General features: G+C 60.4%; 18 protein-coding genes. 13 read left to right on the forward strand and 5 right to left on the reverse strand.

Going from position 1 to position 18,213, the window contains the following annotated elements; genetic code table 11:
- Both PSH57_RS04460 and PSH57_RS04465 read right to left on the reverse strand, forming a co-directional pair.
- Entirely contained in the window at positions 1 to 525 is a 525-nt protein-coding gene (locus PSH57_RS04460; RefSeq protein WP_047228664.1) for a KdsC family phosphatase, read from the reverse strand.
- The gene (locus PSH57_RS04465; RefSeq protein ID WP_305388050.1) at positions 526 to 1,500 is read right to left on the reverse strand and encodes a KpsF/GutQ family sugar-phosphate isomerase; all 975 of its coding nucleotides are present in this window, start codon (positions 1,498 to 1,500) and stop codon (positions 526 to 528) included.
- Between the two features lie 276 nt (positions 1,501 to 1,776).
- On the opposite strand from PSH57_RS04465, the gene PSH57_RS04470 reads away from it, so the two are divergent.
- The 10 genes from PSH57_RS04470 (at position 1,777) to hisC (ending at position 9,753) form a co-directional block, all read left to right on the forward strand.
- Complete coding sequence (locus PSH57_RS04470) at positions 1,777 to 2,586, forward strand: ATP-binding cassette domain-containing protein (RefSeq protein WP_305388051.1); 810 nt, start codon at positions 1,777 to 1,779, stop codon at positions 2,584 to 2,586.
- Positions 2,586 to 3,383 carry a lipid asymmetry maintenance ABC transporter permease subunit MlaE gene (gene mlaE / locus PSH57_RS04475; protein ID WP_305416385.1) on the forward strand — a complete coding sequence of 266 codons (798 nt, stop codon included), beginning with the start codon at positions 2,586 to 2,588 and terminating at the stop codon, positions 3,381 to 3,383. The genes PSH57_RS04470 and mlaE overlap by 1 nt, the downstream gene beginning before the upstream one ends.
- Positions 3,383 to 3,850, forward strand: a complete 468-nt coding sequence (mlaD, locus tag PSH57_RS04480) for an outer membrane lipid asymmetry maintenance protein MlaD (RefSeq protein ID WP_047228660.1) — start codon at positions 3,383 to 3,385, stop codon at positions 3,848 to 3,850. Before mlaE ends, mlaD begins: the two co-directional genes overlap by 1 nt.
- An 11-nt stretch (positions 3,851 to 3,861) precedes the next feature.
- The gene (locus PSH57_RS04485; RefSeq protein WP_305388052.1) at positions 3,862 to 4,515 is read left to right on the forward strand and encodes an MlaC/ttg2D family ABC transporter substrate-binding protein; all 654 of its coding nucleotides are present in this window, start codon (positions 3,862 to 3,864) and stop codon (positions 4,513 to 4,515) included.
- On the forward strand, positions 4,512 to 4,829 hold the full coding sequence (locus PSH57_RS04490) for an STAS domain-containing protein (RefSeq protein WP_305388053.1): 318 nt from the start codon (positions 4,512 to 4,514) through the stop codon (positions 4,827 to 4,829). The genes PSH57_RS04485 and PSH57_RS04490 overlap by 4 nt, the downstream gene beginning before the upstream one ends.
- A 115-nt stretch (positions 4,830 to 4,944) precedes the next feature.
- Positions 4,945 to 5,184: a BolA family protein gene (locus PSH57_RS04495; RefSeq protein ID WP_305388055.1), complete on the forward strand. Its 240-nt coding sequence runs from the start codon at positions 4,945 to 4,947 to the stop codon at positions 5,182 to 5,184.
- Positions 5,185 to 5,206: 22 nt separating this feature from the next.
- A complete protein-coding gene (murA, locus tag PSH57_RS04500; RefSeq protein WP_256232469.1) occupies positions 5,207 to 6,472 on the forward strand; it encodes a UDP-N-acetylglucosamine 1-carboxyvinyltransferase in 1,266 nt (421 codons plus the stop codon).
- Between the two features lie 129 nt (positions 6,473 to 6,601).
- On the forward strand, positions 6,602 to 7,237 hold the full coding sequence (hisG, locus tag PSH57_RS04505; protein ID WP_047228656.1) for an ATP phosphoribosyltransferase: 636 nt from the start codon (positions 6,602 to 6,604) through the stop codon (positions 7,235 to 7,237).
- Positions 7,238 to 7,360: 123 nt separating this feature from the next.
- Entirely contained in the window at positions 7,361 to 8,704 is a 1,344-nt protein-coding gene (hisD, locus tag PSH57_RS04510; protein WP_305388057.1) for a histidinol dehydrogenase, read from the forward strand.
- Positions 8,701 to 9,753, forward strand: coding sequence for a histidinol-phosphate transaminase (hisC, locus tag PSH57_RS04515; protein ID WP_305388059.1), 1,053 nt, complete (start codon positions 8,701 to 8,703; stop codon positions 9,751 to 9,753). Before hisD ends, hisC begins: the two co-directional genes overlap by 4 nt.
- A gap of 168 nt (positions 9,754 to 9,921) precedes the next feature.
- On the opposite strand, the gene PSH57_RS04520 is transcribed toward hisC, so the two are convergent.
- The 3 genes from PSH57_RS04520 to algW form a co-directional block, all read right to left on the reverse strand.
- The gene (locus PSH57_RS04520) at positions 9,922 to 10,641 is read right to left on the reverse strand and encodes a DUF4198 domain-containing protein (protein ID WP_305388060.1); all 720 of its coding nucleotides are present in this window, start codon (positions 10,639 to 10,641) and stop codon (positions 9,922 to 9,924) included.
- 12 nt (positions 10,642 to 10,653) lie between these two features.
- Entirely contained in the window at positions 10,654 to 12,759 is a 2,106-nt protein-coding gene (locus PSH57_RS04525; protein WP_305388061.1) for a TonB-dependent siderophore receptor, read from the reverse strand.
- Positions 12,760 to 12,953: 194 nt separating this feature from the next.
- Positions 12,954 to 14,114: a Do family serine endopeptidase AlgW gene (algW, locus tag PSH57_RS04530; protein ID WP_305388062.1), complete on the reverse strand. Its 1,161-nt coding sequence runs from the start codon at positions 14,112 to 14,114 to the stop codon at positions 12,954 to 12,956.
- A 104-nt stretch (positions 14,115 to 14,218) separates the two neighbouring features.
- On the opposite strand from algW, the gene PSH57_RS04535 reads away from it, so the two are divergent.
- The 3 genes from PSH57_RS04535 (at position 14,219) to cysN (ending at position 18,078) form a co-directional block, all read left to right on the forward strand.
- The gene (locus tag PSH57_RS04535; protein ID WP_305388063.1) at positions 14,219 to 14,977 is read left to right on the forward strand and encodes a Nif3-like dinuclear metal center hexameric protein; all 759 of its coding nucleotides are present in this window, start codon (positions 14,219 to 14,221) and stop codon (positions 14,975 to 14,977) included.
- Positions 14,978 to 15,252: 275 nt separating this feature from the next.
- The gene (cysD, locus tag PSH57_RS04540; RefSeq protein WP_092394040.1) at positions 15,253 to 16,170 is read left to right on the forward strand and encodes a sulfate adenylyltransferase subunit CysD; all 918 of its coding nucleotides are present in this window, start codon (positions 15,253 to 15,255) and stop codon (positions 16,168 to 16,170) included.
- Between the two features lie 9 nt (positions 16,171 to 16,179).
- A complete protein-coding gene (gene cysN / locus PSH57_RS04545; RefSeq protein WP_305388064.1) occupies positions 16,180 to 18,078 on the forward strand; it encodes a sulfate adenylyltransferase subunit CysN in 1,899 nt (632 codons plus the stop codon).
- The last annotated feature ends 135 nt before the right edge of the window (positions 18,079 to 18,213 follow it).

Genomic DNA, 18,213 nt, shown 5'->3' on the forward strand with positions numbered 1-18,213 from the left:
TCACAGATACGCGGCGTTAGCCGCCTCGAGGCGACCTTGGGCGCGCAGGATCAGTTCACAGAATTCACGAGCCGCACCTTCACCGCCTCGCGCCGTGGTGATGCCGTGGGCGTGCTCGCGCACAAAGCCGGCCGCGTTTGCCACCGCCATGCCCAGGCCGACCCGGCGGATCACCGGCAAGTCCGGCAGGTCGTCACCGAGGTAGGCGACCTGTTCATAGCTTAGGTTGAGTTGGCCCAGAAGCTCGTCCAGAACCACCAGTTTATCTTCGCGTCCCTGATAAAGGTGGGGGATGCCGAGATTCTTTGCGCGCCGCTCGACCACCGGGGTCTTGCGGCCGCTGATGATGGCGGTCTGCACGCCGGCGGCCATCAGCATCTTGATGCCTTGGCCGTCGAGGGTGTTGAAGGTCTTGAATTCGCTGCCATCTTCGAGGAAATAAAGGCGGCCGTCGGTCAGGACGCCGTCCACGTCGAACACGGCCAGTTTGATCGCTTTGCCACGTTGCAGCAGGTCTGTGTTCATTTACATGACTCCGGCACGCAGCAAGTCGTGCATGTTCAGGGCGCCCACCGGGCGGTCTTCGTCGTCGACCACCACCAGGGCGCTGATCTTATGGTCTTCCATGATTTTCAAGGCCTCGGCGGCGAGCATTTCGGCGCGGGCAGTCTTGCCGTGAGGCGTCATGACTTGCTCGATGGTCGCGCTGTGAATGTCGACGGAGTGGTCCAGGGTGCGACGCAGATCACCGTCGGTGAAGATCCCGGCGAGTTTGCCGTCGGCTTCGAGAATGACCGTCATGCCCAGACCCTTGCGGGTCATTTCCATGAGTGCATCCTTGAGCAGCGTGCCGCGTTGCACTTGTGGCAGCTCCTGGCCTGCGTGCATCACGTTTTCAACTTTCAGCAGCAGACGACGGCCCAAGGCGCCGCCGGGGTGGGAGAAGGCGAAATCTTCAGCGGTAAACCCCCTGGCTTCCAGCAGGGCCACGGCCAGGGCGTCGCCCATGACCAGGGTGGCGGTGGTGGAGGAGGTCGGCGCCAGGTTCAGCGGGCAGGCTTCGTGCTCGACATGAACATTGAGATTCACCTCGGCGGCTTTGGCCAAGGCCGATTCCGGGTTGCCGGTGACGCTGATCAGTTGGATGCCCAGGCGCTTGATCAGCGGCAGCAATGTAATGATCTCATTGGTGGAGCCGGAGTTGGACAGGGCCAGGATGATGTCCTCCCGGGTGATCATCCCCATGTCGCCGTGGCTGGCTTCGGCCGGGTGAACAAAGAACGCCGGAGTGCCTGTGCTGGCCAGGGTGGCGGCGATCTTGTTGCCGATGTGGCCGGACTTGCCCATGCCGACCACGACCACCCGACCCTTGCTGGTCAGAATCATCTCGCAGGCACGTACGAAATCAGCGTCGATATGGGGCAGCAAACCTTGTACGGCTTCAAGCTCGAGGCGAATGGTACGTTGTGCCGATTGAATCAGGTCGCTGGTTTGGTTCATGTCAGAGATCGTATGGGCCGATGAAAAGGCGGCGATTATAGCGGCAATGAGCAATTCCCTCACGTTTGTTCGTCATGCTTTGTTCGAACGATTCACATGGCTTGATACAAAGTGTCGCCTTTTTACCTGTATCCGGACTGAACGGGCGCCGGCTTGGGCCTTGGGCGCTTGGCTGTTGCAGTGATATAGTTCGCCGCCGGTTCGGGTGCCCGGCAGTCCGGCGTTTGCCGGTTGGCCAGGACATTCGGATGTGAGGCTGCATCGCAAGGAGTTTAGATGAGTGCCGACAACGCCTACGCGGTCGAGCTGAAGGGGCTGTCCTTCAAGCGAGGGACGCGCAGCATTTTCAATGATATCGATATCCGCATTCCCCGCGGCAAGGTAACCGGCATCATGGGGCCTTCCGGGTGCGGCAAGACCACGCTGTTGCGGCTGATGGGCGCACAGCTGCGCCCCAGCGCCGGCGAAGTCTGGGTCAATGGCCTGAATCTTCCAAAGCTGTCGCGCAGTGATCTGTTCGATGCGCGCAAACACATGGGCGTACTGTTCCAGAGTGGCGCGTTGTTCACCGATCTCGATGTGTTCGAGAATGTGGCGTTCCCGTTGCGGGTCCATACCGACCTGCCGGAAGAGATGATTCGCGACATCGTCCTGCTCAAGTTGCAGGCGGTCGGGTTGCGTGGCGCCCTCGATTTGATGCCGGACGAGCTGTCCGGTGGCATGAAGCGCCGGGTCGCGCTGGCCCGGGCGATTGCTCTCGACCCGAAGATTCTCATGTATGACGAACCCTTCGTCGGCCAGGACCCGATCGCCATGGGTGTGCTGGTGCGCCTGATCCGCCTGCTCAACGACGCGCTGGGCATCACCAGCATCGTGGTGTCCCACGATCTGGCCGAAACTGCGAGCATTGCCGACTACATCTATGTCATCGGCGATGGCCAGGTGCTGGGGCAGGGCACGCCCCAGGAGCTGAAGGATTCGGACAGCCCGCGCATTCGTCAATTCATGAAGGGTGATCCGGACGGGCCTGTGGCGTTTCATTTTCCGGCCACGGATTACCGTACCGATCTGCTGGGGAAGCGCTGATGCGCAAGAAGTCACTGATAGAAAGAGTTCGCTTGTTCGGTCGTTCCGGCATTGATGTGGTGGCCGTGCTGGGCCGTTCCTCGCTGTTTCTGATGCACGCCCTGTTTGGCCGTAATTCGACAGGCGGCGGTTTTGGTCTGCTGGTGAAGCAGCTGCACTCGGTGGGCGTGATGTCCCTGGTGATCATCGTGGTCTCCGGGATCTTCATCGGCATGGTACTGGCGCTGCAGGGTTTCAGCATCCTGTCCAGTTATGGCTCGGAGCAGGCGGTTGGGCAAATGGTTGCGCTGACCCTGTTGCGCGAGCTTGGCCCCGTGGTGACTGCGCTGCTGTTTGCCGGGCGCGCCGGTTCGGCGCTGACGGCTGAAATCGGCAACATGAAGTCCACCGAGCAATTGTCAAGTCTGGAAATGATCGGTGTCGACCCGCTTAAGTACATTATTGCCCCGCGCCTGTGGGCCGGCTTCATTTCCCTGCCGGTGCTGGCGATAATATTCAGCGTCGTGGGGATCTGGGGCGGCTCGTGGGTGGCCGTCGACTGGCTGGGGGTCTACGAAGGTTCCTACTGGTCCAACATGCAGAACAGCGTCGACTTCCTCGATGACGTGCTCAATGGCGTCATCAAGAGTGCCGTATTCGCTTTCGTGGTGACCTGGATCGCCGTGTTTCAAGGCTATGACTGTGAGCCCACGTCAGAGGGGATCAGCCGTGCCACAACCAAGACCGTGGTGTACGCCTCGCTGGCGGTCCTGGGCCTTGACTTTATTCTGACCGCCTTGATGTTTGGAGATTTCTGATGCAAAACCGCACCCTGGAAATCGGTGTCGGCCTTTTCTTGCTGGCTGGCATCCTGGCTTTGCTGCTCTTGGCCCTGCGGGTCAGTGGCCTGGCGCCGACCGCGAGCACCGATACTTATAAACTTTATGCTTATTTTGACAATATCGCCGGTTTGACGGTCAGAGCCAAGGTGACCATGGCTGGTGTAACCATCGGCAAGGTCACGGCAATCGATCTGGACCGCGACAGTTTCACTGGTCGGGTGACGCTGCAGCTGGAAAAGCGCGTGGATAACCTGCCGACTGACTCCACTGCATCCATCCTCACGGCTGGGCTGCTGGGCGAGAAATACATCGGTATCAGCGTCGGCGGGGAAGAAGCCCTGCTCAAGGACGGCGGGACCATCCACGATACGCAGTCGTCACTGGTGCTTGAGGACCTTATCGGTAAATTCCTGCTCAATACCGTTAGCAAAGACGCCAAATGAGGAGCTTTTGAATGATCTCTATCTTGCGACGTAGCCTGTTGGTGCTGCTCGCGGCGCTGCCGTTGATGGCTAACGCCATGGCCGCGCCTTCGGCCCACGAAATCATCCAGGACACCACGAGCCGGCTGCTGGCAGACCTGGCCGCCAACAAAGAGCAATACAAACAGGATCCGAGTGCGTTCTATGATGCGCTGAACGGCATCGTCGGCCCCGTGGTGGATGCCGACGGTATCTCCCGAAGCATCATGACCGTCAAGTACTCACGCAAGGCAACCCCTGCGCAGATGACCCGGTTCCAGGAAAACTTCAAGCGCAGCCTGATGCAGTTCTATGGCAACGCCTTGCTCGAATACAACAACCAGGGCATCACCGTTTCGCCGGCCAAGGACGAAAGCGGCAACCGCACCAGTGTCGACATGCAGGTCAAGGGCAATAACGGCGCGGTCTACCCTGTGTCCTACACACTCGAGAAAATCAACGGCGAGTGGAAGGTGCGTAACGTGATCATCAATGGCATCAACATCGGCAAGCTGTTCCGCGATCAGTTCGCTGATGCGATGCAGCACAACGGCAACGATCTGGACAAAACCATCGATGGTTGGGCCGGTGAAGTCGCCAAGGCCAAGGAAGTTGCCCAGGATGCTCAAGAGAAGCAGGCGCAATGAGTGAGTTGGCGAGTGAGTCGGCCGTTCGTCTGGGCGAATCCGGCGAGTTGTTGATCAGTGGCGTGCTGGATTACCGCACCGGCCCGGCCTTGCGCAAGCAGGGCCAGGCGCTGATCAGGTCGGCCGGTACCGCCGAGTTGGTCATTGATTGCTCGGCGGTGCAGAAATCCAGCAGTGTCGGCCTGTCGCTGTTGCTGTGTTTCATGCGTGACGCCAAGGCTGCCGGAAAAACCTGGAGCATCCGTGGGATGCCCGAAGACATGCGCGAAATAGCCCAGGTCAGCGAATTGACCGAGCTGTTGGTGCACCCCTGACCCACATCTCTGAAAAAGCCCCCCCGTCAGAGTCCTGCTTCGCGGGGTTCGCAGGCGCGGGGCTTTTTTGTATGATGTGCGACCCGTGCGCACAGGGCGCCGATAGAGGTTGAGCATGCAGGCCGTAGAAGTGAAGAGCTTCCTTGAAGGAAAGCTGCCCGGAACTGTCATTGAAGTTGAGGGCGAAGGCTGCAACTTTCAGCTGAACGTGTTCAGCGATGAACTGGCAGCGTTACGCCCAGTCCAGCGTCAGCAGAGCATCTATGCCCATTTGAACCCGTGGATCGCCGATGGCAGCATCCATGCGGTCACTATGAAATTTTTCAGCAGCGCGGCCTGGGCCGAGCGCACCTGAGCCCAAGGGCGTCGAGATTCTTATGGATAAACTGATTATTACCGGCGGCGTTCGTCTTGATGGCGAAATCCGTATCTCCGGGGCAAAGAACTCCGCCCTGCCGATCCTGGCCGCGACGTTGCTGTGCGATGGCCCGGTGACCGTGGCGAACCTGCCGCACCTGCACGACATCACCACGATGATCGAGCTGTTCGGGCGCATGGGCATTGAACCGGTAATCGACGAGAAGCTCAGTGTCGAAATCGACCCGCGTACCATCAAGACCCTGATCGCTCCGTACGAGCTGGTGAAAACCATGCGTGCGTCGATCCTGGTACTGGGACCGATGGTCGCCCGTTTCGGTGAAGCCGAAGTCGCATTGCCCGGCGGTTGCGCCATCGGCTCGCGTCCGGTGGACCTGCACATCCGTGGCCTGGAAGCCATGGGTGCGATCATCGATGTCGAAGGCGGCTATATCAAGGCCAAGGCACCTGAAGGCGGCCTGCGTGGCGCGCACTTCTTCTTCGATACCGTCAGCGTGACCGGCACCGAGAACATCATGATGGCCGCGGCACTGGCCAAGGGCCGTAGCGTGCTGCAAAACGCCGCCCGTGAACCTGAAGTGGTAGACCTTGCGAACTTCCTGATCGCCATGGGCGCCAAGATCAGCGGTGCCGGCACCGATACCATCACCATCGATGGCGTCGAGCGCCTGCATTCGGCCACTTATAAGGTGATGCCGGACCGGATCGAAACCGGCACCTACCTGGTGGCTGCTGCGGTCACCGGTGGCCGTGTCAAGGTCAAGGACACCGATCCGACCATTCTTGAAGCCGTCCTGGAGAAACTCAAGGAAGCTGGTGCCGAAGTCACCTGCGGCGAAGACTGGATCGAAGTGAACATGCACGGCAAGCGGCCTAAAGCCGTCAACGTGCGTACCGCTCCGTACCCGGCGTTCCCGACCGACATGCAGGCGCAGTTCATCTCCCTCAACGCCATTGCCGAAGGCACCGGTGCGGTGATCGAGACGATCTTCGAAAACCGTTTCATGCACGTGTACGAGCTGCACCGCATGGGTGCCAAGATCCAGGTCGAAGGCAACACCGCCATTGTGACCGGTACCGAGAAACTCAAGGGCGCGCCAGTGATGGCCACCGACCTGCGGGCCTCGGCCAGCCTGGTGATTTCGGCTCTGGTCGCCGAAGGCGACACCCTGATCGATCGCATCTACCACATCGACCGTGGTTATGAGTGCATCGAAGAGAAACTGCAGATGCTCGGCGCCAAGATCCGCCGCGTACCGGGCTAGGTCCGGCTGCATGGGCGCAGGGACGCGCCTGTTGATTTCGTTTCAGGTCGAGGGTGGTAACACCCTCGATGTGTGTCCGGCGCCGCTTGCGACCGGGCATGAGTACCTTGATAAGGACTGACGTTTCCCATGTTGACCATTGCACTGTCCAAGGGCCGCATCCTTGACGACACCTTGCCGCTTCTGGCTGAAGCGGGCATCGTGCCGACCGAGAATCCGGACAAGAGCCGCAAGCTGATCATCCCCACGACTCAAGCCGATGTACGCTTGCTGATCGTGCGCGCCACCGATGTTCCGACTTACGTTGAGCATGGCGCCGCCGACCTGGGCGTCGCGGGCAAGGACGTGCTGATGGAGTACGGCGGCCAGGGCCTGTACGAGCCCCTGGACCTGCGGATCGCCCGCTGCAAACTGATGACCGCCGGTAAAGTCGGCGCGCCAGAGCCCAAGGGGCGTTTGCGGGTGGCGACCAAGTTCGTCAACATTGCCAAGCGTTATTACGCCGAGCAGGGCCGTCAGGTCGATATCATCAAGTTGTACGGTTCGATGGAACTGGCGCCGCTGATCGGTCTGGCGGACAAGATCATCGACGTGGTCGACACCGGCAACACCCTGCGGGCCAATGGCCTGGAACCCCAGGATTTCATCGCCGACATCACCTCCCGGCTGATCGTCAACAAGGCTTCGATGAAAATGCAGCACGCCCGTATTCAGGCTCTGATCGATACCCTGCGCAAGGCAGTGGAATCGCGACACCGCGGCTGATTCACCTGCGCGACCTTGAGTCGCGCCCGTCTATCCGTGTCATAGCCAATTTTCTCAGGTGCCCACGCGAATGGACTGGTAGCTTAGGGCGCCTGAGCATTTGCCATTAATGAGGCCCTCGCTATGACCGCTCCCACTTCGATTCGCCGACTCAATGCTGCCGACCCGGATTTTGCACATCATCTGGATCATCTGCTGAGCTGGGAAAGTGTGTCTGACGACTCGGTCAACGAGCGGGTGCTGGACATCATCAAGGCCGTGCGCGAGCGTGGTGATGAGGCGTTGGTGGAGTTCACCCAGAAATTCGACGGCCTGCAGGTGGCGTCCATGGCTGATCTGATCCTGCCGCGCGAGCGTCTGGAGCTGGCCCTGACGCGGATCACCGTGCCGCAGCGCGAAGCCCTGGAAAAAGCCGCATCCCGGGTGCGCAGTTATCACGAAAGACAGAAACAGGACTCCTGGACTTACACCGAAGCCGACGGCACGGTGCTGGGCCAAAAGGTCACGCCGCTGGACCGCGCCGGCCTCTACGTGCCGGGGGGCAAGGCATCGTATCCGTCCTCGGTGCTGATGAATGCGATTCCGGCCAAGGTCGCCGGCGTGACCGAAGTGGTCATGGTGGTGCCGACCCCGCGCGGCGAAATCAATGAACTGGTGCTGGCCGCTGCCTGCATCGCCGGGGTGGATCGGGTGTTCACCATCGGTGGCGCCCAGGCCGTGGCCGCGTTGGCCTATGGCACCGAGAGCGTGCCGCGGGTCGACAAGGTGGTCGGCCCGGGCAACATCTATGTCGCCACCGCCAAGCGCCACGTGTTCGGCCAGGTCGGTATCGATATGATCGCCGGTCCGTCGGAGATCCTGGTGGTGTGTGACGGCCAGACCGACCCGGACTGGATTGCCATGGACCTGTTTTCCCAGGCCGAGCACGACGAAGACGCCCAGGCGATTCTGGTCAGCCCGGACGCCGAGTTCCTCGACAAGGTTGCCGCCAGCATCGACAAGCTGCTGCCGACCATGGACCGCGCCGAGATCATCACCACCTCGATCAACGGTCGCGGCGCGCTGATCAAGGTCAAAGACATGGATCAGGCCATTGAGGTCGCCAACCGCATCGCGCCTGAGCACCTGGAGCTGTCGGTCGCTGATCCGCAGGCCTGGTTGCCGCAGATCCGCCACGCCGGTGCGATCTTCATGGGCCGCCACACCAGCGAAGCCCTGGGTGACTACTGCGCAGGTCCCAACCACGTGTTGCCGACTTCCGGTACGGCGCGTTTCTCATCGCCACTGGGGGTGTATGACTTCCAGAAACGTTCGTCGATCATCTTCTGCTCCGAGCAAGGTGCGTCCGAACTGGGCAAGACCGCTTCGGTGCTGGCCCGTGGCGAGTCGCTGAGCGCCCACGCCCGCAGTGCCGAGTACCGCATTGTTGATGAGCTCGCCATTGAAGGGCAGGGGAAACTGAAATGAGTAAATTCTGGAGCCCGTTCGTCAAGAACCTGGTGCCTTACGTGCCGGGCGAACAGCCGAAGCTGACCCGCCTGGTCAAGCTCAACACCAACGAAAATCCCTACGGCCCTTCGCCCAAGGCCCTGGCGGCGATGCAAACCGAGCTGAACGATAACCTGCGCCTGTACCCGGACCCCAACAGCGATCTGCTGAAGAACGCCGTGGCCCGCTATTACGGTGTGCAGGGCAATCAAGTGTTCCTGGGCAACGGTTCGGACGAAGTGCTGGCGCACATTTTCCACGGGCTGCTGCAACACGATCAGCCGCTGTTGTTCCCGGACATCAGTTACAGCTTTTATCCGGTCTATTGCGGGCTGTACGGCATCCGGTTCGATGCAGTGCCGCTGGACGCGCAGTTCCGAATCGATCCGGCGGACTATGCCAAACCAAATGGGGGGATCATCTTCCCCAACCCGAATGCCCCAACCGGTTGCCTGTTGGCCCTGGAGGCGGTCGAGCAGATCCTTAAAGCCAGTCCGGACTCGGTGGTGGTGGTCGATGAGGCCTATATCGACTTCGGTGGCGAGACTGCCATCAGTCTGGTGGACCGCTACCCGAACCTGCTGGTCACCCAGACCTTGTCCAAGTCCCGTTCATTGGCCGGGTTGCGAGTGGGCCTGGCGGTGGGCCATCCGGATCTGATCGAAGCGCTGGAGCGGATCAAGAACAGCTTCAACTCCTACCCGTTGGATCGCCTGGCGAATGTCGGCGGCGCGGCGGCGTTCGATGATCGAGAGCATTTTGAACAGACCTGCCGGTTGGTCATCGAGCACCGCGAATGGGTGGTGGCGCAACTGCAGGCCAAGGGTTTTGAAGTGTTGCCTTCGGCGGCCAACTTCATCTTCGTCCGTCACCCCCGGCACGATGCGGCAGGGCTGGCGGTGAAATTGCGCGAGCAAGGCGTGATCGTGCGGCACTTCAAGCAGGAACGGATTGCCCAGTTCCTGCGGATCAGCATTGGCACGCCGGAGCAGAACCAGGCGCTGATCGAAGCCCTGGGTGAGCTCTAAAAGCCCGGTGAAAATCCCTGTGGGAGCAAGGCTTGCCCGCGATGGCGCAGTGCCAGTCAACTTAAATGTTGCCTGAGCTACCGCTATCGCGGGCAAGCCTTGCTCCCACAGGTCAATCTTTCCCACAGGTCAATCTTTCCGACTGATTAATGTGTCTATTAGTCTGGGTTACTCGTGATGCTCTTCACCGAGGAATGTCAGCGAAGTAAACACCCCCCGCGTCGCTACGTCCTTATCGTCCTTGAGCGCGATTTCCATCTGCGCGGCGATCACATTCAACCCCTCGTTACGCACCAGCACCTTGGCCCGGCCTTCGGCGTCGGTTTCTGTTGAGACGGTATCGGGCGCGCTGCGGTAATCACCCACCAGCTTCACGCCGGCCGCCGGTTTGCCGTCCAGCAGCACCCGCACCGGCAATGACTGGCCCGGGCCTACGGTCAGCGGGTCGACTTCCGGCAGGATCAGGAACTTGACCTGATCGAGTTTCGGTAACTTCGCCCCCGGCTCGTAGATCGCCAGGCTGTATTTGAAGGTGTGGGTCGATTCAATCGCCCCGGGCACCTTGCTGCGGCCTTCGTTGATCCATTTCTTGTCGGCGGTCTGGGACCACATGCCGTTGTCCAGTTCCACGGCCATCACGGCCGGTGGCTTGAGGGGTTGCAGGCGAGCATGGTCGGGCAGGCGTTCGACGGTGACCGGGATCATCTTGCCGCCCAGGTCATAGGCCCAGGCACCGCTGATTTTCTGCGCCTTGAAGGCATTGTCTTCGGCGCCGTGGCCGTAGATCACTTCGATGTTGCCGCGCCGTTGTTCGGTCCACAGGCCATGGGCCGAGGCTTGTGTGGCCAGGAACAGGCTGAGGAGGGCGAAGGTCTTGGGGTATTTCATTGACTTTCCTTTTTACAGATCAAGGGTGAGGCTGACGGTGAAGTTGCGCGGCTCGCCGGGGTTGACCCAGTAGTTGCTGTACGAGCGCTCGTAATATTTTTCGTCGAAGACGTTATTCAGGTTCAGGCCCACGGTGACGTTGTCGCTGGCCTTGTAATGGGCCAGCAGATCCACTGTGTGGTAGGCCGGCAGTTGAAAATCGCTGCCGGCTTCGCCCGAGCGGTCCCCGACGTATGTGAATGCTGCACCAACGTCGGAACCGCGCAGGTGTCCGTCCTGAAATTCGTAGACGCCCAGCAGACTGCCGCTGCGCTTGGCGACGCCAAGGATCCGGCTGCCGGTGGGAATGGTTTCGTCACCCTTGGTCACCTCGGCATCGATGTAGGCGAAGGCGCCGATCACCCGGATGGCGTCAGTCACCTGTCCGGTGACCTGCAGGTCGAACCCCTGACTGCGGGCCTTGCCCATGGCGCGGCTGGCGTCAGTCCCCGGGTCCAACGCCAGGACGTTTTGCTTCTCTATATGGAATGCTGCCAGGGTGGTGCTCAGGCGGTCGTCGAATAGCTCGCTCTTGATTCCGACTTCATAGCCAACGCCTTCCTCCGGGTCGAAGGTCTTGCCACCGGCATCCAGGCCATTGTTGGGCTTGAACGAGGTGGAGGCATTAGCGAACAACCCGACCTCGGGTGTCAGTTGATACAGCAGGCCGGCCCGCTGGGTGAAGGCGTCATGACGTTGGCGGCTGGTGAGCTGCGTGGTGTGATCGTCAATGCTCTGCTCGAAATGCTCATAACGCATACCGATCATCCCCCGCAGCTTGTCGGTGAAGACGATCTGGTCCTGAAGGTTTAGCGCGCGACTTTGTACACGCTCGAAGAAGTCGCTGCCGATACGCTCACCGGCGGGTTTCGGCTGGCCGTAGACCGGCTGATAGATGTCGATGGGGTAACTGCCGCCATTGATCGTGGTCACGCGCTCGTTCTTGCGATAGTCCTCGTATTCGGTACCGATCAACAGTTCGTGCTGCCAAGGACCGAGGTCGAGCAGCCCGCGTAATTCAAGCTGGGTAATGCTGTCGTGCCAATTGTTGTCGCGCTCGCGGTAGCGGCGGTTCACCGTACGACCGTCGGCGTTCAGCGGCCGCGCTTCTGAGGCGAATCCCCAGAGTTCGCCCTGCTTGTAATGGCTGGCCAGGCGCAATTGCCAGGCGTCGTTAAGCTGATGTTCGAGGGCGGCCTGGAGCATGTTGTTGTGGTTGTCGATGTCGCCGTCGTTGGGTTCGCCCAGGAAGGTCGAGCGGGAAACCCCGCTCCAACGGTTGTTCGGCGCAACGATGCCGCGATCGAACGTTGAACTGTGGCGCACGATTTCGCTTTCCAGCAGCAGGCGCGTGTCGGGGCTCAGCTGCCAGTTAAGGGAGGGGGCAACGAAGACGCGCTTGCTCTGGACGTGATCGCGAAAGCTATGATTGTCCTCGACCGCCAGGTTGACCCGCGACAGCAGGTTGCCTTCGGCGTCCAGAGGCGTGTTGATGTCCAGCGCGGTGCGGTAGCGATCCCAGCTACCGGCGCTGGTTTGCAGGGTGGTGAAGGCTTCGGGCTGGGGTTTCTTGGTGACGATGTTCACGGTGCCGCCGGGGTCGCCGCGCCCGTAAAGGCTGGCCGCCGGACCTTTGAGCACCTCGATGCGCTCAATGCTGGCCGCGTCCGGGGTACTCGGATAACCGCGGTTGGCGCTAAAGCCGTCCTTGTAGAATTCCGAAGTGGTAAAGCCACGCACGCTGTATTCGTAGAGTGTCAGGCCGCCGAAGTTGTTTTGCTTGGACACGCCGCCAGCATATTCCAGGGCCCGTTCAACGTTGGTGCTGCCCAGGTCCTTGAGGACGCTGGCGGGAATCACGCTGATCGATTGCGGGATGTCCCGCAGGGCGGTGTCGGTTTTGGTGGCGCTGGCGGAGCGAGTGGCGCGATAGCCCGTTACGGGACCGGTAGGGGATTCGTAGTCGGCAGAGACATTGATGGCGTCCAGTTCCATCGGCTGGATTTCCTCGGCGATTACCGGGTCACCCAGCAGACCCAAGGCCAGGCTGGCGAGGGAAATCCGTTTTAGAGATGACATGTTATGTTGTTCCAATTCCAAGAATTGAAACAATATAACACTACCAATGAGAATTTATGCTATTGCTGACTTACTAAAATAATCGAGGCGAACACGTTTTTTGTGGCGAGGGAGTGGCCGCCGCGTCTGCGACGCTGCGCTAAATCCCCTCGCCACAAGGGACTTTTGGCCGGCAAGCCGTTCCTATCGCGCAGTTACTCTTCTTCCTTGAGCACCACCGGTGCCGGCGGTGGGCGCAAACCGATTTCAGCGGTGAGCTTGAGCTCCTTGCCGTTGCGCATCACTTGGATGGTGACTTTGTCGGTGGGCTTGATCCGCGCCACCTGGTTCATCGAGCGGCGACCGTCGCCGGCCGGTTCGCCGTCGATGTTCAGGATCACATCGCCCAGTTGCAGGCCTGCCTTCTGGGCCGGGCCATCGCGGAATATGCCTGCCACCACGATCCCGGGACGCCCGGACAGGCCGAAAGATTCCGCCAGCTCCTGGGACAGCGGCTGGACTTCAATACCCAGCCAGCCACGAATCACCTGGCCATGTTCGATGATGGACTTCATCACTTCCATCGCCAGTTTCACCGGAATCGCAAAACCGATGCCCTGGCTGCCGCCGGATTTGGAGAAGATTGCGGTGTTGATCCCGGTAAGGTTTCCGTTGGCATCCACCAGCGCGCCGCCCGAGTTGCCGGGGTTGATCGCGGCATCGGTCTGGATGAAGTCTTCGTAATTGTTCAGGCCCAATTGATTGCGCCCAGTGGCGCTGATGATGCCCATGGTCACGGTCTGGCCCACGCCGAAGGGGTTGCCGATGGCCAGGGCGACATCGCCAATGCGGATGCTGTCCGAACGCCCGATGGTGATGGCCGGCAGGTTCTTCAGGTCGATTTTCAGCACCGCGAGGTCGGTTTCCGGGTCGCTGCCGATCACCCGGGCCAGGGTTTCGCGACCATCCTTGAGGGCCACCACGATCTGGTCGGCACCGCTGGTGACGTGGTTGTTGGTCAGGATATAACCTTCGGGGCTCATGATCACGCCCGACCCCAGGCTCGACTCCATGCGTTTCTGCTTGGGTGAGTTGTCACCGAAGAAGCGCCGGAACTGCGGGTCTTCGAACAGTGGATGGTTGGATTTGTTGACGACCTTGGTGGTGTACAGATTGACCACGGCCGGTGCGGCGGTTGTCACGGCATCGGCATAGGACACCGGCCCCTGCTGCAGCGCCTTGGTCTGTGGCGCTTGCTGCAGATTGACGTCCAGGCTCGGCAGGCCGACCCACTCCGGATAACGCTGGATAATCAGTAGAGCGACAAGCACGCCGGCCAACAGAGGCCAGCCGGAAAAACGCAGCGCCTTGAGCATTAAGCACGTCCTACAAAGGTTGCAGGCGGAGTGAGACCGCCCATAATGTCGCGCATTATACGAGGCCGCGCGCGCCTCTGAACGGGATATTTAGGAGTCTTTTCATGGCCGTAGCCCTGAACACCCTGGTAGAAGAAGCGGATCGTTATCTGGCCGCCGCCAGGATTGCCGATTACTGCCCCAACGGTTTGCAGGTCGAAGGCGCCCCTCAGGTGACGCGCATTGTCAGCGGCGTGACTGCCAGCCAGGCGTTGCTCGATGCTGCAGTGGAGGCTGACGCTGATCTGGTGCTGGTGCATCACGGGTATTTCTGGAAAGGCGAAAATCCGTGCGTCACCGGCATGAAGCAGCGTCGCCTTAAAACCCTGCTCAAGCACGATATCAGCCTGCTGGCCTATCACTTGCCGCTGGATCTGCATGCCGAGGTGGGCAATAACGTGCAATTGGCCCGCCAGTTGGACATCACCGTCGAGGGGCCGCTGGACCCGGACAACCCCAAGGTCGTCGGCCTGGTGGGTTCCTTGTCCGAAGCGATGACACCTCGGGACTTCGCCCGTAAAGTGCAGGAAGTCATGGGCCGCGAGCCTTTACTGATCGAAGGCGAGCAGATGATCCGCCGGGTCGGCTGGTGCACCGGCGGGGGCCAGGGCTACATCGATCAGGCAGTGCTGGCTGGGGTTGATCTGTACCTCAGCGGCGAAGCGTCCGAGCAGACTTTCCACAGCGCCCGGGAAAACGGCATCAGCTTCATCGCCGCCGGGCACCATGCGACCGAACGCTACGGTGTGCAGGCGCTGGGCGATTACCTGGCGCGGCGCTTTGCCTTGGAACACATCTTCATTGATTGCCCGAATCCGATCTGACTAACGCTGAACTGAATGCGGGAGCGGGTCTGTGGAAGCAAAGCTTGCTCGCGATGACGTCGGCACATGCAACACCGCTATCGCGAGCAAGCTTTGCTCCCACAGAGGCTCCCACAGAGGCTCCCACAGAGTCCACCGCAATGCCCGAACCCCCAGGCATATCCATATGCTGTTTCGATCTAGTTGGCGCCCTGATTAGAAGAGGTTGCTGTGCTAGGATTCCCCGCTCGAACACGGCCCGCTGGCCGTTCATAAGAAAGTTTTCGTGAGTAGCCATGGTCGACAAACTGACGCATCTGAAACAGCTGGAGGCGGAAAGCATCCACATCATCCGCGAGGTGGCCGCCGAGTTCGATAACCCGGTGATGCTGTACTCCATCGGTAAAGACTCCGCCGTGATGCTGCACCTGGCACGCAAGGCGTTTTTCCCCGGCAAGCTGCCGTTTCCGGTGATGCATGTCGACACCCGCTGGAAATTCCAGGAAATGTACAAGTTCCGCGACCGCATGGTTGAAGAACTGGGCCTGGACCTGATCACTCACGTGAACCCGGACGGCGTGGCGCAAGGTATCAACCCGTTTACTCACGGTAGTGCCAAGCACACCGACATCATGAAGACCGAAGGCCTGAAACAGGCTTTGGACAAGCATGGTTTCGACGCCGCTTTTGGTGGTGCCCGCCGCGATGAAGAGAAATCCCGCGCCAAGGAGCGCGTGTACTCGTTCCGCGACAGCAAGCATCGCTGGGATCCGAAGAACCAGCGCCCGGAGCTGTGGAACGTCTACAACGGCAAGGTCAACAAGGGCGAGTCGATCCGGGTATTCCCCCTGTCGAACTGGACCGAATTGGATATCTGGCAATACATCTACCTCGAAGGCATCCCGATCGTGCCGCTGTACTTCGCCGCCGAGCGTGAAGTGATCGAGAAGAACGGCACGCTGATCATGATTGACGACGAGCGCATCCTCGAGCACCTGTCCGATGAAGACAAAGCCCGTATCGTCAAAAAGAAAGTGCGTTTCCGTACCCTTGGCTGCTACCCGTTGACGGGCGCGGTGGAGTCCGAGGCCGAAAGCCTGACGGACATCATTCAGGAAATGCTCCTGACGCGAACTTCCGAGCGCCAGGGCCGGGTCATCGACCACGATGGCGCAGGCTCGATGGAAGATAAGAAACGTCAAGGTTATTTCTAAGGGGCTGTCATGTCGCATCAATCTGATTTGATCAGCGAGGACATCCTCGCTTACCTGGGCCAGCACGAGCGCAAAGAGCTGCTGCGTTTTTTGACCTGCGGTAACGTCGACGACGGCAAGAGCACCCTGATCGGGCGCTTGCTGCACGACTCCAAGATGATCTACGAAGATCACCTGGAAGCTATCACCCGCGATTCGAAGAAAGTCGGCACCACCGGTGATGACATCGACCTGGCGCTGCTGGTCGACGGCCTGCAGGCTGAGCGCGAGCAAGGCATCACCATCGATGTTGCGTACCGCTATTTCTCCACGGCCAAGCGCAAGTTCGTCATCGCCGACACCCCCGGCCATGAGCAGTACACCCGCAACATGGCCACCGGTGCTTCCACCTGTGACCTGGCGATCATTCTGGTGGATGCCCGCTACGGCGTGCAGACCCAGACCCGTCGCCACAGCTTCATCGCCTCGTTGCTGGGCATCAAGCACATCGTCGTGGCCATCAACAAGATGGACCTCAAGGACTTTGACCAAGGCGTGTTCGAGTCGATCAAGGCCGACTACCTGAAGTTCGCCGAAGGCTTGAAGATGAAGCCCACCAGCATGCACTTTGTGCCGATGTCGGCCCTCAAAGGCGACAACGTGGTGAACAGGTCCGAGCGCTCGCCGTGGTACACCGGCCAGTCGCTGATGGAAATCCTCGAGACCGTGGAAGTGGCGGGTGACCGTAACTTCACCGACCTGCGTTTCCCGGTGCAGTACGTCAATCGTCCGAACCTGAACTTCCGCGGTTTTGCCGGCACCCTGGCCAGCGGCATCGTGCACAAGGGCGACGAAGTGGTGGTGCTGCCTTCGGGCAAGAGCAGCCGCGTTAAATCCATCGTCACCTTCGAAGGCGAGCTGGAACACGCCGGCCCTGGCCAGGCCGTGACGCTGACCATGGAAGACGAGATCGACATCTCCCGTGGCGACCTGCTGGTGCATGCCGACAGCGTGCCGCCGGTCACCGACAGCTTCGAAGCGATGCTGGTGTGGATGGCCGAAGAGCCCATGCTGCCGGGCAAGAAATACGACATCAAGCGCGCCACCAGTTACGTACCGGGCTCGATTGCCAGCATTGTTAACAAGGTCGACGTGAATACCTTGGAAGAAGGCCCGGCCAGCGCGTTGCAGCTCAACGAAATTGGCAAGGTGAAGATCGCCCTGGATGCGCCGATCGCCCTGGATGGTTACGAGAGCAATCGCACCACCGGCGCGTTCATCATCATCGATCGCCTGACTAATGGCACGGTGGGCGCCGGCATGATCGTGGCCCAGCCTTTGGCCCACGGCCACAGTACCCATCACGGCAAACTGGCCCACGTGTCGGTGGAAGAACGCGCCCAGCGCTTCGGCCAGCAACCGGCCACGGTGCTGTTCAGCGGCCTGTCGGGCGCTGGCAAAAGCACGCTGGCCTATGCGGTGGAACGCAAACTGTTCGACATGGGCCGTGCGGTCTTCGTGCTCGATGGCCAGAACCTGCGTCATGACTTGAACAAGGGCTTGCCGCAGGACCGTGCCGGGCGTACTGAAAACTGGCGTCGGGCGGCTCATGTCGCCCGCCAGTTCAACGAAGCCGGGCTGCTGACCCTCGCCGCGTTCGTCGCGCCGAATGCAGAAGGGCGCGAGCAGGCCAAAGACCTGATCGGCAAGGAACGTCTGCTGACGGTCTATGTCCAGGCCTCGCCAATCGTCTGCGCCCAGCGTGATCCGCAAGGCCTGTACGCTGCTGCCGGCGACAACATCCCCGGTGAGTCTTTCCCGTATGACGTGCCGCTGGACGCCGATCTGGTGATCGACACCCAGGCGCTGTCGTTGGAAGAGAGCGTCAAGCAAGTGCTGGATCTGCTGCGCAAGCGTGGGGCGATCTAAGGAACGCCGCTGCAAGCTTCTAGCTTCAAGCGACAAGAAAAAGCCCGCAGATGAGTGATCGTCTGCGGGCTTTTTGTTTATCTGGAGCTCAACTCGGTCAACTGTGGGAGCGGGCTTGCTCGCGAAGGCGGTGTA

The organism is Pseudomonas hefeiensis (genome assembly GCF_030687835.1).
Lineage (GTDB): Bacteria > Pseudomonadota > Gammaproteobacteria > Pseudomonadales > Pseudomonadaceae > Aquipseudomonas > Aquipseudomonas hefeiensis.

Coding starts and splice junctions, on each gene's coding strand:
- PSH57_RS04460 (WP_047228664.1), bottom strand. CDS start 525: ATGAACACAGACCTGCTGCAACGTGGCAAAGCGATCAAACTGGCCGTG.
- PSH57_RS04465 (WP_305388050.1), bottom strand. CDS start 1,500: ATGAACCAAACCAGCGACCTGATTCAATCGGCACAACGTACCATTCGC.
- PSH57_RS04470 (WP_305388051.1), top strand. CDS start 1,777: ATGAGTGCCGACAACGCCTACGCGGTCGAGCTGAAGGGGCTGTCCTTC.
- mlaE (WP_305416385.1), top strand. CDS start 2,586: ATGCGCAAGAAGTCACTGATAGAAAGAGTTCGCTTGTTCGGTCGTTCC.
- mlaD (WP_047228660.1), top strand. CDS start 3,383: ATGCAAAACCGCACCCTGGAAATCGGTGTCGGCCTTTTCTTGCTGGCT.
- PSH57_RS04485 (WP_305388052.1), top strand. CDS start 3,862: ATGATCTCTATCTTGCGACGTAGCCTGTTGGTGCTGCTCGCGGCGCTG.
- PSH57_RS04490 (WP_305388053.1), top strand. CDS start 4,512: ATGAGTGAGTTGGCGAGTGAGTCGGCCGTTCGTCTGGGCGAATCCGGC.
- PSH57_RS04495 (WP_305388055.1), top strand. CDS start 4,945: ATGCAGGCCGTAGAAGTGAAGAGCTTCCTTGAAGGAAAGCTGCCCGGA.
- murA (WP_256232469.1), top strand. CDS start 5,207: ATGGATAAACTGATTATTACCGGCGGCGTTCGTCTTGATGGCGAAATC.
- hisG (WP_047228656.1), top strand. CDS start 6,602: ATGTTGACCATTGCACTGTCCAAGGGCCGCATCCTTGACGACACCTTG.
- hisD (WP_305388057.1), top strand. CDS start 7,361: ATGACCGCTCCCACTTCGATTCGCCGACTCAATGCTGCCGACCCGGAT.
- hisC (WP_305388059.1), top strand. CDS start 8,701: ATGAGTAAATTCTGGAGCCCGTTCGTCAAGAACCTGGTGCCTTACGTG.
- PSH57_RS04520 (WP_305388060.1), bottom strand. CDS start 10,641: ATGAAATACCCCAAGACCTTCGCCCTCCTCAGCCTGTTCCTGGCCACA.
- PSH57_RS04525 (WP_305388061.1), bottom strand. CDS start 12,759: ATGTCATCTCTAAAACGGATTTCCCTCGCCAGCCTGGCCTTGGGTCTG.
- algW (WP_305388062.1), bottom strand. CDS start 14,114: ATGCTCAAGGCGCTGCGTTTTTCCGGCTGGCCTCTGTTGGCCGGCGTG.
- PSH57_RS04535 (WP_305388063.1), top strand. CDS start 14,219: ATGGCCGTAGCCCTGAACACCCTGGTAGAAGAAGCGGATCGTTATCTG.
- cysD (WP_092394040.1), top strand. CDS start 15,253: ATGGTCGACAAACTGACGCATCTGAAACAGCTGGAGGCGGAAAGCATC.
- cysN (WP_305388064.1), top strand. CDS start 16,180: ATGTCGCATCAATCTGATTTGATCAGCGAGGACATCCTCGCTTACCTG.